This window comes from Ignatzschineria ureiclastica, from assembly GCF_003121845.1.
In the GTDB taxonomy this organism is placed as follows: Bacteria; Pseudomonadota; Gammaproteobacteria; order Cardiobacteriales; family Wohlfahrtiimonadaceae; genus Ignatzschineria; species Ignatzschineria ureiclastica.
In genome coordinates this window covers 70998-84793 of sequence record NZ_QEWQ01000003.1, presented here as the reverse complement: position 1 = coordinate 84793, position 13796 = coordinate 70998, and the positions used below count along the sequence as shown (strand labels likewise).

The 13796-nt window shown below is 40.4% G+C and carries 10 protein-coding genes and 1 tRNA gene; 5 read left to right on the top strand and 6 right to left on the bottom strand.

Annotated elements, in window-relative coordinates:
• Positions 1 to 96 precede the first annotated feature (96 nt).
• Genes dxs through xseB form a run of 3 tightly spaced genes read right to left on the bottom strand, consistent with a single transcriptional unit; the run spans position 97 to position 3132 of the window.
• The gene (gene dxs / locus DC083_RS04325) at positions 97 to 2013 is read right to left on the bottom strand and encodes a 1-deoxy-D-xylulose-5-phosphate synthase (protein ID WP_109189033.1); all 1917 of its coding nucleotides are present in this window, start codon (positions 2011 to 2013) and stop codon (positions 97 to 99) included.
• Between the two features lie 14 nt (positions 2014 to 2027).
• Entirely contained in the window at positions 2028 to 2915 is an 888-nt protein-coding gene (locus DC083_RS04320) for a polyprenyl synthetase family protein (RefSeq protein WP_373296746.1), read from the bottom strand.
• 13 nt (positions 2916 to 2928) lie between these two features.
• The gene (gene xseB, locus DC083_RS04315; RefSeq protein ID WP_229822447.1) at positions 2929 to 3132 is read right to left on the bottom strand and encodes an exodeoxyribonuclease VII small subunit; all 204 of its coding nucleotides are present in this window, start codon (positions 3130 to 3132) and stop codon (positions 2929 to 2931) included.
• Positions 3133 to 3306: 174 nt separating this feature from the next.
• Here xseB and DC083_RS04310 point away from each other — a divergent pair, with 174 nt between their 5' ends.
• The 5 genes from DC083_RS04310 to DC083_RS04290 all read left to right on the top strand — a co-directional run bounded on the left by DC083_RS04310 (position 3307) and on the right by DC083_RS04290 (position 8878).
• Complete coding sequence (locus DC083_RS04310; protein ID WP_109189030.1) at positions 3307 to 5628, top strand: mechanosensitive ion channel family protein; 2322 nt, start codon at positions 3307 to 3309, stop codon at positions 5626 to 5628.
• 226 nt (positions 5629 to 5854) lie between these two features.
• Positions 5855 to 6748, top strand: a complete 894-nt coding sequence (glyQ, locus tag DC083_RS04305) for a glycine--tRNA ligase subunit alpha (protein ID WP_026879356.1) — start codon at positions 5855 to 5857, stop codon at positions 6746 to 6748.
• 237 nt (positions 6749 to 6985) lie between these two features.
• Entirely contained in the window at positions 6986 to 7765 is a 780-nt protein-coding gene (locus tag DC083_RS04300) for an inositol monophosphatase family protein (protein ID WP_109189029.1), read from the top strand.
• 195 nt (positions 7766 to 7960) lie between these two features.
• Positions 7961 to 8689 carry a L,D-transpeptidase family protein gene (locus tag DC083_RS04295; protein WP_229822443.1) on the top strand — a complete coding sequence of 243 codons (729 nt, stop codon included), beginning with the start codon at positions 7961 to 7963 and terminating at the stop codon, positions 8687 to 8689.
• Positions 8690 to 8787: 98 nt separating this feature from the next.
• Positions 8788 to 8878: transfer RNA gene (locus DC083_RS04290), tRNA-Ser, on the top strand.
• A gap of 409 nt (positions 8879 to 9287) precedes the next feature.
• On the opposite strand, the gene DC083_RS04285 is transcribed toward DC083_RS04290, so the two are convergent.
• The 3 genes from DC083_RS04285 to DC083_RS04275 form a co-directional block, all read right to left on the bottom strand.
• Entirely contained in the window at positions 9288 to 10448 is a 1161-nt protein-coding gene (locus tag DC083_RS04285; RefSeq protein ID WP_109189028.1) for a hypothetical protein, read from the bottom strand.
• Between the two features lie 121 nt (positions 10449 to 10569).
• Positions 10570 to 11277, bottom strand: a complete 708-nt coding sequence (locus DC083_RS04280) for a fimbrial biogenesis chaperone (RefSeq protein WP_109189027.1) — start codon at positions 11275 to 11277, stop codon at positions 10570 to 10572.
• A gap of 12 nt (positions 11278 to 11289) precedes the next feature.
• Positions 11290 to 13722 carry a fimbria/pilus outer membrane usher protein gene (locus DC083_RS04275; RefSeq protein ID WP_189364577.1) on the bottom strand — a complete coding sequence of 811 codons (2433 nt, stop codon included), beginning with the start codon at positions 13720 to 13722 and terminating at the stop codon, positions 11290 to 11292.
• Positions 13723 to 13796 lie beyond the last annotated feature (74 nt).

Sequence of the window (13796 nt, the reverse complement as noted above, 5' to 3'; positions counted from 1 at the left end):
TTCATAAGAATCGGCAGGAGAGATAATCGCTGAACATTTGCAATGAATAATATTTCTATTATTGTTTATTATTCATTGCCTATTATCTATGGCCTGTTATTTATTGTTTATTATATTAACTAATTGATTTGATTCATTAATAATTGCTTCTGCCGTCAATCCATAATCAGCCAAAATCTCTTCTCGCTCCCCATGTTGCGGGTAGTAATCTTTGATGCCAAAGTGCTTGATAGGGAGATAGTAGCCTTCATCGTTTAATAACTCGGTAATAGCAGAACCCGCACCGCCCATAATCGCACCATCTTCTATGGTAATAATTGCTTGATGTGTTTTTGCAAGTTCGAGTAGGGTTTCTCTATCGAGGGGTTTGATGAAACGAAGATCAAGGAGCGAGGCATTAAAGTGTTCAGCGACAGCAGTTGCCGTTGCAATTAATGCGCCGATATTAATAACGAGTAATTTTTCGCCCCGTTGTAATAGATGACTTTTACCGAAAGGAAGTTGATCTTGGATGCTTGCTTTGATTGCTCGGCCAATGCCTTTTCCGCGAGGGTAACGAACAGCCGCAGGGCCCTTATACTGATAAGCCGTTGTGAGCATTTGATAACATTCATCTTCATTTGATGGTGCCATAATCACCATATTGGGAATCGTACGAAGATATGCCATATCAAATGTACCGGCGTGCGTTGCACCATCAGGACCCACAATGCCGGCGCGATCAATGGCAAAAGTGACATCTAAATTTTGAATCGCCACATCGTGAATGAGCTGATCATAAGCGCGTTGTAAGAAAGTTGAATAGATTGCCACAACTGGTTTAACGCCACTTAATGCCATGCCGGCGCCAAGTGTTACTGCATGTTGCTCGGCAATTGCTGTATCAAAGAAACGCTGAGGATAACGTTGGCTAAATGCCACTAATCCTGAGCCCTCACACATTGCCGGCGTAATCGCCATCAAATTGGGATCTACAGCCGCCATGTCACAGAGCCATTGCGAGAAGACTTCGGTGTAGGTGAGCTGTTTCGGTTTAGTTGTTGGCGGCGCGCTGATTTGATCAGTTGATTCTCTATTTTGAGTATTTTTTGCCGTAGGTTTAGAAGCTGAAACAGCATGGAATTTTACAGGTTCAGCCTCAGCTTTAGCATAACCTTTCCCTTTTTTAGTGGTAATGTGTAGTAACTTAGGCCCATGCTTGTATTTGAGGTTTTTCAGAGTAGTAATTAATGTTGGTAGATCATGCCCATCGATCGGGCCAAAATATTGAAAGCCAAATTCTTCAAAAACCACGCTCTGTTCGGCAACGGTACTTTTGACATGTGCTTCTGCGCGTTTCGCAATATCGAGTGCATTCGGGAAAGGGAGATGTTCAAGGATCTTAGCGCCACCTTCGCGAATCGATTGTAATGCAGGCTTTGAGAGCATTCTGGTGAGCATTGTGCTAAGTGCCCCGACATTAGGCGAGATCGACATATTGTTATCATTGAGAATGACTAACATGTTGGATTTCAGATCGCCGGCGTGATTGAGTGCCTCAAAAGCTTGCCCGGCGGTAAGTGCGCCATCGCCAATGACCGCAATGAGTTGTCGATCTTCATGATGATGTTTCGCGCCAATGGCCATTCCTAAAGCAGCACTGATCGAAGTGGATGAATGACCGACACCAAAGGCATCGTATTCACTTTCAAAAATGGAAGGGAAAGGACCAAGTCCGCCTTTTTTACGAATGGTTTGAATTCGATCTTTACGGCCTGTGAGGATTTTATGGGGATAAGCTTGGTGTCCTACATCCCAAATGATTTTATCAAAAGGGGGATTAAATACATGATTGAGCGCAACGGATAATTCGACAACCCCTAATCCCGAGGCAAAATGTCCGCCGGAATCGAGAACGCTTTCGATGAGAAATTGTCTGAGTTCATCAGAGATAGTCTGCAGATCTTGCAGAGAACGATTTTTAAGATCATCAGGAGAGTCGATCTCTTGTAATAACGTAGTTGCATTCGTCATGTTGTTATCTAACCTTAGTGATTACGCTTTTGGATATAATTTGCCAAGTCGATGAGCGGTGTGGCTTTAGTTCCAAAAGGCTCAAGTTGCTTAATTGCCTCAGCAATCAGCTGATCAAGTTTTTCGATAGAAGCCTCTAAACCTAATAATGAAATATAGGTGGATTTTTCATGTAGCTGATCGGCACCGGGCTTCTTACCGAGCTCTTCTTGGGTGCCGGTAACATCTAAAATATCATCCTTGATCTGAAAAGCGAGTCCAATATTATCTGCATAGATCGAAAGTCTTTGATAAGCATCATTATCACCATTGCCGGCAATGACACCCGCAAGAATCGCCGCTTTAATAAGCGCGCCTGTTTTATTGTGATGAATGCGCTCTAACTCTACGAGCGATACAGTCCGCTCTTCTGCTTCGATATCAAATATCTGACCACCGACCATACCATTGCTACCACTTGCGTGGCTAATAAGTTGGATAAGCTGAATGAGCTGCTCCGCAGAGAATCCATCAATATGGCTTAAGCAATCAAAACTCTGTGTTAAGAGTGCATCGCCGGCAAGAATAGCGGTTGCTTCATCGAATGCTTTATGGCAAGTGAGTTTTCCTCGGCGATAATCATCATCATCCATTGCCGGTAGATCATCGTGAATAAGGGAATAAGCGTGAATCATCTCTATCGCAATGGCAATTGCCGTAAGGGGTGCTTTAGGTGCATCATTGAGTTCACCGCTCGCAATCACTAATAGCGCGCGTAAACGCTTACCGCCATTTAATGTGCTGTAGAGCATGGCTTCTTTAAGGCGATCAGGTGCGGAAATGGCTGTTAAATAGCGTACAAATTCTACTTCAAAAGCCGAGAGCTGTTGGCTAAACCATGCGGTAGGCATTATTTCTCTAATCCTTCATTCTTGCTTAATCGTGCGATAATAATTGATTGATGCGTTTTTCTGAAGCTTCTAAGGTTTCTTGGCACGCTTTTGTGAGCGCAATGCCTTGTTCAAATTGTTTAAGGGACTCTTCAAGCGGAAGCTCGTCACTCTCAAGCGATTCAACAATTTCATTGAGTTTTTGTAGTAAAGATTCAATGCTTTGATTTTCTACATTTTTTTCAGACACAGAGCAATCCTTAAAATTATTTAATAATATCGATCTCATATTCTAGATTGAGTGAGCGCTATATGCAATAATAATAGCTTCATCCTACGTAGCATTCTGCTGACGTAAAACTTTATCCCCTCGATCATTATCGTAATTATTATCTACAAAGTTATCTAAAGAGGTATTTAGTACATGGCTCAGCGACTATTAACGCTGTTTTTTGTGTTATTCATGAGTGTTAGTACCGCTTACTCTCAAGTGCATCCCATTGGTTCTATTTTACAAAATGGTTTGGGCGGAGAGACGACAAAAGAGGAGGCGAAAAGCCTACCTGATCCTCTGCATTTGACACCGACTTGGTGGGGATATTTTGAAGATAAAAAGGTGGCAGATCTACGTCAAGCAGTGATCGATTTCTTAAATGAGATCGAGGAGGCGGCGCTGCTATTACCGGAAGAGAATCGTAAAAAAGAAGCCACGAAAATTTCCCATATCAGTGCGAATCTCTTTGCGTATGTGGCATTAGTCGAGAAAAGTGTCAAAGTTAAAGCCCCGGCTTTTTCAGCCAAAGAGCACTATAATGTGGCAGAATTATTAGCCATTATTCACCGTGAACGAGAGCTAAGCTCAGATTTGATGAGCACCCGGGAGAATATCCGCGACCAAGAGCGACAAGCGAGAGATCTCTCTCGGCAAATTAGTCAACAATTTGTCACTTATTTTGAAACAGGGGAAAACTCTCCAGAGCGTTACCTTGAAGCACTGAAAGTGATTATGCAGCAGACAGAGCTTGCATTACTCAATGAGCGTTTACGGATTTTGCGTGAGAATCTTACGCTTGCGGAAGAAGAATCAAACTTATTACAAGAAGTGAAGTCGACAGCTATCGCACGTCTGACCTATTCTGAGGCGGAATTTGAAGATGTAGAGCACCGGTTGAGCGATGCGATTGTTCGGCTACAAGAGGCTAATACACGGTTGTTACGAGAGCAATCACAGCTATTACTGTTGCCTGAAACAACGGTAGAAGATCAGGCAGTGGCGCGTTTACGTAATCAGCGAGTCTCTAAAGAGAAGATCAATGTTGCGATTTTAGAAGCGCAGATTGATATGTATGAAAATGAGCGAGACACCTTAACTTTGCTTGCCACTGATGATGAAGGTACAGATGTTGAGCGTATTCAGAAAGATTATGCCGAGAGACAACGCTCCATTCAGGAGTTACAACTTAAAGCGAAAGATTGGTTTAATCAAAATGAAGCAGAGCGCAGTAGTACCAATGCATTACTCGCTGATATTGAAACCCGTGGTGGGATGAATGAAAATAGCTTCTTAGCGGGCATTGCGAATGATCGCTTAGCACTGATTCAAGAGACTTCAGTTTTACTGCAAAAATTACAAACTGAGATCGCCGATAGCCAATTTATGGGGCGAATCTTAGAGAATCAATTACTGAAATACCAAGGGGTATTACTCAACACCATTAATCGCACTAAAAGTGCACTCAGTTATGCATGGCGTAATGTGAAGCAATTGATTCGTACGCCACTCTTTACAATTGGTGATACGCCAGTTACGGCATTGAGTTTTGCACAATTCTTAATGATCGTCTTAGTCTGTTGGTGGATTGCTTTTTGGCTTAATCGTGTCTTTAATCGAATGGGGAATAAGCGCGGCGATGACAAATTACCGGCGTACTATCTTGCCGGCCGTCTGACCTATTACGGCATTATTCTTTTCGGATTCCTTTATGGTTTGACCGCCGTTGGCATTGACTTTACCAACTTTGCACTTGTCGCCGGGGCACTAGCGATCGGACTGGGTTTTGGATTACAGTCCATTGTAAATAACTTCGTTTCGGGCTTGATCATTCTCTTTGAGCGTTCGATCAAAGTGGGGGACTTTATTGAACTTCAGGATCAGAAGAATGGTAAACCGCTCTGGGGTGAGGTGAAAGAGATCAATGTTCGAGCAACGATCATTACCGATAATGATAATGTGGATATTGTCATTCCGAACTCAGAATTTATTAACACTAAAATGCTGAACTGGACGCTCAAAGAGCCACAGCGTCGGGTGCGTTATCCTTTTAGGGTGGCGTATGGTACATCGAAAGAGTTGGTGCGAGAAGCGGTATTAGCAGCCGCGGAAGGTTTACCTCATACATTAAAAGGGATTCCTGGGCGAAACCCTGCGGTATGGCTCGTTAATTTCCAAGATTATTACTATGAATTTGAACTTGTTGTCTGGTTAACCTCAAGAGCTGTTAAACGGCCTAATGGTATTCGTGCCGCTTATATGTGGGCGATTGATACCGCGCTTCGAGAAAATGGCATTGAGATTCCATTGCCACAACGAGAGCATCGTTTTAGAGAAGGGGAGATCCTTCCGATTGAGCGAGTGCGCCGAGATATCTTAGCGCAAGAGGCGATTGAAGAGGCAGAGGCGGAAGTAGAAGCAGAGATTGCTGAACGAGAAGCGAAAGAGGCGGATAAAAAAGGACGAGATAGATAAGGTGGATTTAAAAGACTTCAATCGCTTCAGCATTGTGGATAGCGTTTCGTTATAATAGGCGCTATGATGCGTCATGAGCTAGCATAGTTGATGCGCCGGCATTTGAATAAGCTTATTTTGAACCGATATGACTATATTAATTTTATAAGATTGATTTTAGTGAAATAATTGGCAGAAACAGATTTTAAAAGATCGCGTTAAAAAGAAAGAAGAGAAAGAATAAAATATGAAAAAAATGACCTTTCAAGAGATGATTTTTACCCTCCAAACCTACTGGGCGGAGCAGGGTTGTGCGGTATTACAACCTTACGATATTGAAGTGGGCGCCGGAACTTTCCATACCGCAACTTTCCTTCGTGCATTAGGCCCTGAGCCTTGGGCTGCTGCCTATGTCCAACCTTCACGCCGGCCAACGGATGGTCGTTATGGAGAAAACCCGAATCGACTACAACATTATTATCAGTTCCAAGTCGCGATTAAACCTTCTCCTGAAAATATGCAAGAGCTCTATCTCGGTTCTCTCAAAGCCTTAGGGATTGATCCTACGAAGCACGATATTCGCTTTGTGGAAGATGACTGGGAATCTCCAACATTAGGCGCATGGGGCTTAGGTTGGGAAGTCTGGCTCAATGGAATGGAAGTGACCCAATTTACCTATTTCCAGCAAGCAGGTGGTTTAGAGTGTAAGCCGGTATTAGGGGAGATTACTTACGGTCTTGAGCGTTTTGCGATGTATGTGCAAGAAGTGGAGAGCGTTTATGATCTTATCTGGTCAGATGGCCCCTTAGGCCGCATCACTTATGGCGATGTATTCCATCAAAATGAGGTGGAGCAATCGCACTATAACTTCTCCCATGCCGATGTGGAATTTTTATTAAATTCTTTCAATTTCTACGAGAAAGAAGTTTCTCGTCTATTAGAGGCTAAATTAGCATTGCCGGCGTATGAGATGGTCTTGAAAGCTTCTCACGCCTTTAACTTACTCGATGCGCGTAAAGCGATCTCAGTGACAGAGCGTCAAGGTTATATTTTACGGGTTCGTAAGATGGCCGGTATGGTGGCAAAAAGCTATTACGAATCCCGTGAAGCGCTCGGCTTCCCTATGTTAAAACAATCGTGATGTAGTGGATTTCTTAAATACAATTAATAGAATAATAGATTTGGTGATTAAGAAGATGATCCCTCATTGCTATCATGATAGTTATAGATAAAGAATGATCGATAGGTGCAAAGGCGTTATAAGACTTTTGCACCTATTTTTATATTTTTATGTTGATCTACTACTCTATAGATAAAGAATAGAAGATAACGAATAGAGAAAGAATTAATCAATTTAACTGATAGAGGAAGAGAAGAGATGGAGATGCAACCCTATTTAGATTGTGCCTTAGAAGCGTCAGAGATAGCCCGACAATTAATTAAAACCGCTTATGAAGAGAATGCTTTTAAAATTGAGATTAAAGCCGATGCGACGCCGGTGACAGAAGTGGATGTTGCGGTTGAAAAGGCGATCTATCAACATATCTCTGCTCAATTTCCGGAACATGGTTTCTATGGGGAAGAGAGCGGGCAGAAGCAGATGGAGTCTGATTTTATCTGGCTCATTGATCCCATTGATGGCACGAAAGCCTTCGTGCGTGGTCGGCCATTATTCTCTTGTCAAATTGCCTTGATGGTTCGAGGGGAGATTATTCTCGGCGTTTCAACCGCTCCTTGCTTTAATGGCGGAGAGAGAATCTATGCGGTTAAAGGGCAAGGTGCTTTTTTAGAGGGGAAACGAGTTTCAGTGAGTGATATTGATACGCTTTCCCAAGCGGTCTTCTCTTCAGGGAATTTGAAACGCTTAACCCAAGATCCTGAAAAATGGGCACGTTATGGGAATTTAGTGGGGCAGGTCAATTCAACACGAGGCTTTGGGGATTTCTTACAATATCATTTCTTAGCCACCGGAAAAGTGGATCTAATTGTGGAATCTGATGTCAATATTCTCGATATCGCGGCGCTCTCTATTATTGTTAATGAAGCTGGCGGTAAAATGACAGCCCTTGATGGCTCGCCGATTGACCTCTCCGTTTCGACAATCCTTGCGGCAACACCGAGTCTACATGCTCAGGCTTTGGAAATCTTACAATTCTAAGATTGAATTCGTTATGTCACAGATCGAAGCCACGAGATAAAATAATCGGAGTGTAGCGGAAATTAAACTGAAATTAATTCCTCTTATTGCCGGCTTTTTATATAATATTTCTACACCGTCGATGGATCGCCATCGGCGGTGTTACTGTTTAAGTTCGCTCTACATTACTCTCAAAGAAGCTACAAGGAATTATCAATGCAAGTCGTTCAATGGATGAAACAGTTCACATGGATCAAATGGCTATGCTTATCGAGTGCGATAGGCCTCTTTTTAGTGGCTTGTAGTTCGGCACCGCAAGGGCCTTCCTATATTTCAGGGGGAAGTTTGAGTGCACGATTAAAAGATTATGGTTTGAAGCAGGGAGATGAGGTCTTAATTCGAATCTTTAAAGAAGAGGGGATGCTTGAGCTCTGGATGAAACCTAACAATAGTCGAGAGTTTCGCCATTTTGCCAATTACCCGATCTGTAACTTCTCTGGGATCTTAGGGCCGAAGATGTATGAAGGTGATCTACAATCTCCGGAGGGCTTCTATCGCGTCTATCGCTCCTCGCTTAATCCTCATAGCCGTTTCTATAAGTCTTTTAATCTAGGATTTCCCAATAACTTTGATCGTTCTTTAGGGCGGACAGGCAGTTATTTAATGGTACATGGTAAATGTGATTCTGTGGGCTGTTATGCAATGACTGATGCTCAGATCGATGAGATCTATCGCTTAGTTGAGATGGCGCTACAAAATGGACAAACTTATGTAGAAGTACAAGCCTATCCATTTAAGATGACGCCGGAACGCTTAGAGCGCGCTAAACACTCCATTCATTATGAGTTTTGGAATAATCTGCATGAAGGGTATGCGCAATTTGAAACACGTAAGCAACCGTTAGAATATTCTGTGGGGCGTGGGCGATATCTATTTCTCAAGTAGACTTGTCAAAAGGCGCAATATTTAGTATCTTATCAGCCTCTACTCAGTTTGTGAGAAGCCTTGCATGAGGTAACTAAACTACTGTAGAAGATCAATATGGAGAAGTGGCCGAGTGGCTGAAGGCGTTCGCCTGGAAAGCGGATATACGTTAATAGCGTATCGAGGGTTCGAATCCCTCCTTCTCCGCCATATTTATCAAGACCCTTGTTTAATTCAATGAATTACAAGGGTTTTTTGTTATCTGTCAAAAAGCCGTACCCTCTACAGGTACCCTGTTCGTCAAAGATTAGATTAGAAATATAATAAGATCGGTTCAAAATAAGCCTATTTAAATGCCGGCGCATCAGCTGTAAAAAGTGAGGAAGCTATTCTATCCGGCATCTTGCAAGTGTTGGTGAATCAGGTTTATCTTCTTTTAAAACTCCACAATAGCTGTTTAAAAATCATTTTTCTTAAATTAAATTTACGATAATAGATATCGTTATAGATAATATTCGTAGAATATAAAAAAAGCGCTCTGTTAGAGCGCTTGAGATTCGATCATAACTAATATTGAAAAAGGTAGTCCATGTTGTAGATAGCCGTATTTCAAGAGTTATTAGCGATATTCGATTATATAACGAACTATAGCTTCAAAAGTTCCCTCATTAATATTTTGACCTGGGATTCTTTCAATTTCTGCTATAAAATTCTGTCTGATCTCGTATAAGGTTTCACTTCCAGGTATCAGTTTACTTTTATACTCTTTTCCAAATTGTATGAGCCTAGGTTCACCAATCTGGTCTGCAAATTTGAGTCTCAGTTGCATTCCATTGTCAAGATCAAGGTTATTCTCATTTAGCAGTTTATTAGAATCTGCTTCAAAGGTAATATAAGGGGTTACATCTACAGGACAACCAGTTTCACCTGCATCCATTTTTATTAAGGCTACTTCAAAGTTTTGCTTATATACTTTATTTGCTTGCATAGCCTCTCTTTTTACTATTCCTCCAAAAGATACTGTATTAGGGGTCATAACAGTAAATGCAGATCCTGTACATTCAGGGATAGGGGAGACTTCCCCGCTTCCAGGTAGAAGATCAACATCAAAATCAATCTTTGTGAGGATATGCTCTTCACGGGCAGCACCGGTAGGTCCTGGACCCACTGTTACTTTTGCGATCAATGGAGAAAATGACAATCTTAAGGGTTTATCATATTCCTTTTGTGAGTCAAATGAGAGACCAGGTCTAAAAGATATATTTACTCTAAAGGTATATTCCTTCGAATTATTTCCCCAAAGATAATAAAAATAGAGGTTATGACCATTGCCTTTAGGAGTGGTTAGAATCTTTCTTGACCACTCGGGTGTTACTCCCTTTTCAAGTTTTACAATTACATTCATGTTATCTGTTACATGTGTGATGGGATCATATACCTTATGAAATTCTTCTAATGTTGCATCATAATTGGGCCCCTCTCGATCAACTTCGAGAACCACCTCTAATGGCCTGTCCTCATACTCTGTAAAAACGCAAGTAACATCGTAGCCAAATTGGAATGGACTTGAGTTATGATTAGCTACCACTGTTCCGAATATAGATACATTTGCTGATATTCCTGAAGTATATGTTACATCTAGGTGATCATTACCAACCATTGCTGCAATATTTGAAATTCGGCAAAAGGATCTAGCAAATATATGTGTAGAGTTCATTAAAAGGATTGCCAATCCTATGCTAGCAATAATTTTTTTTAAAGAAGAGAGTGTTTTGCGCATAGTATGTAATAGTTACTCATTGTGTAATTTAAGCATTAGCCTCCCATTCAATATGTATTAGTCTGTAATACCATAATTAATGGGAGGATTTACCATCCTGCCTTTTAAGAAGCATTCATTATTAGTTTGATTCAGCCATTAGTGTGCAGTGATTTCCATTACACTGATAACTCTGTGAAACTGTCCCACCAAAATCATTAATAAAGTAAAATGTGGGGTTATTACCAAGTGAACGATTGACAGTGGATTTACCAAAAGGTTTAACTATAATGTCATCTTCTTGTAATTTTCCTTTTGAACCATTACTTACTGCAAAGATTACAAAATGATAGGGGGTAGGATTCTCAAGAATATAACTATTACCATTCTTATTAACCTGCATTTCTTTAAGCCAATCATTATTTGCATATTTCTTCAATCCTTTAGGGCGATAGAAGAGTTTGACTTTAGATTGGATAGCAATATTGAGCTGATTCTCTATTTGATTATTTTTAGGGGGAACACCTAACACATTAAAATAGAGTAGTGATTCGCGATCTGTTGGCAGATTATCTTGTCCTGCAAGTGAGATTTTGACTTGTTTATTCTGCCCAGGATTGACACGTTGTAAAATAGGCAGGGCTACGAGTGGACTTTCGATTTTTCTATTGTGCTCATCTTCCATCCAAGATTGAGCTAAAAAAGGCTCAGTTTTACTTGTATTAGTGACGACAATAGATTGTGAATTAGTTTGACCCTTATCAAAGATAATACGGGTTCTATCAAGTGTTAATTGAGCAAAAGAGACATTAAGTAGTGCAATTGCTAGAATAAAGAGTCTTTTTTTCATGTTTGTTTTCTCCTATTGACACATAACGTCGCTGAGATCAGCTAGGTCTGTGGATGTGATTTGTAATTTACAAGATTGATCTAGTCCCCATTTCACAATAAATGTAGATTTATTATTGAGACCTGCTAAATAGGTTAATCCGTTATCTGCAATCATCCCAACTTCGGTATCAGCGCCATTTTCGCGATAAATTGTCGCACCAAAAGGCGGATGCTCACCATTAGGAAGTATAATTCTCACCAATGCTTTCTCACCACCAATAGCATGTGTATCACGATAGATGATTGCGCCCTTAGTTGATGTCGTTTCAAGTACATTATCAGGAATATCAACATTATTAGGAAGGTTGTCATTATCAATGAGATAGGTCTGCTTAGTATAATCTGGAATATTAGCAATACCAGCTAAACCAAAGATATTGGATTTAGCACTATTTCCAATAAAACCTACACCCGAGACATCTGTATCAACTATTAAACGAGAGCTATCATCAAAAACGTAAGGATGAGTAGCTAAACCATGTTGCGTTAAGGTTAAGGAACCATTAAAGCTTGCGCTAGCAAATTGTTGGTGGTCAGAATAACTCACATTACTGTTGAAATTACCATAAGCGAGATTCGTATTATAGTTAGCGTTTAAAGCATAATCTACCGAGCCACTAAAGTCTCGTTTATTATTCATAGAAACTCCAACAGAGTAGTTACCCCCTAACCCCTTATTATAGTAGGTTAGCTGTTGTGATATAGTCTCACTTCCTCCATTATATGAATTGTTATAAGAGATATTACCCGCATCATTTCCTAATGGGATATTGACGTAGAGCCCTACGGTATTATTTTTATAGTCTCTACTTCTGTTATGACCAAGATTGAAGGTTACTCTCGTACGTTCAAAGAGCCCTTTGTTGATTGTTTTACTGAAAGAAATATTATAGTAGGAATTACTTTTTTGGTTCCAGTAAGTCGATTTAGATCCCGTTGCCGTAACACTGAGATCTAAATCTGGAATATATTGAGAGACGCTTAACGATAGTCGGTTCTTCTCCAGTTGTAATTGCTCATAATCATGACTTTTCATATCAACATAGTTATTGAGTGTAGTATATTCACGACTAGAAAAGCGATAACCCACAAGGTTGAGTGAAGTATTTTGGTTAAACCGTTTTGCATAATTGAAGCGATAACTTTGTCCAGATAAATTTTTATTAGGATCAACCTTATTTTCAGAACGAGTAATATCGAAGGAGAGTGCACCTAAAAAGTTGAGGTTAAGTCCTAAGCCAAGACTATAAGCTTGATAGTCTCGATTAAAAGTATAGTTAATACCACCATTAACAGATATTGTATTGCTTAAGCCATAAGAACCATCTGTAGTGATAAATTTATCTCTTACTTTGTTTCTGCCATATCTAGAATCGAGTTCACCAATGTTAACATTATAACGAAATGCCCCTGGTCGCGTGAGAAAGGGTACAGAAGAGAGTTCAACTTCAAATTCATGAGTTTGTCCATCGCTCTCTTCTACCGTAACAGTCACAATACCACTTATATAAGAGGGGAGATTTCTGATTGTAAAAGGACCTGGTGGAACTTGAATTTGTTTAATAATGTTACTATATTGACGTACAGTTACGATAGCAGTAGAGTTTGCTGTGCCTGATATTTGTGGTGCATAACCTTGAAGATAATTAGGCATCATGTTTTCATCAGTAAAAAGCGTCGCACCCTTGAATTGAACGGACTCAAATAGATTAGTAGATGATCGTAATTCACCAACATAGAGTTGTGCATTGAGTGATCCAATATCGGTAAAAGCATAAGTTTGGGTGCGCTCAAATTTTTTGGTGGCATTCGGATCATACTGGTAATTGGTTCTAAAACGGAAACGTCCAATATTAAAACCCATTACACCATAACTGGAAAATCGATTATTGCTATAGCTATAGCCATTGTTTTTTGAATGTGAGAAAGTTTGGAGAAGATTATAATCCAATATTAAGCCACTAATCCCGTAATCCCTTTGGCTAGGGGGAATCCAATAGCTGTCAAAGTCTACCACATAAGCATGAGGAATACGGAGTTTAAGCTTCTGTTTTTCTTCATCATATTCAACTAGAATAGCAGGATCATACTCTTCAAAAGCATAACAATTTCCGATATCAGTAGTATGCGAGGGTTCTTTTTGGACTCCTGATCGTAATTCTGATGATAGGGGAAGATCGCTTAAGAGTTCACTAGTAAAGCAGACGCGACTCTCATTATCTTTAATGTAGAAATGTATCGGGTGATTGTAGTAAAGATTTTGTTCATTAAGCTCAATATCTGCTAGGTATTTCCCTGCAAACTGTTCATTATCTCCATTAAAAGCAGAGAGATCGATGTTTTCTAACCCCATGGATTGTAATACACTTGTATTAAATTCAACCGCATCAGCATAAGATGACACAATACTTCCTATCAATAGGAGATAGCTAACACTTCTAGTCATTGAGAATATGGGCGATCGCATTAGTATTGACC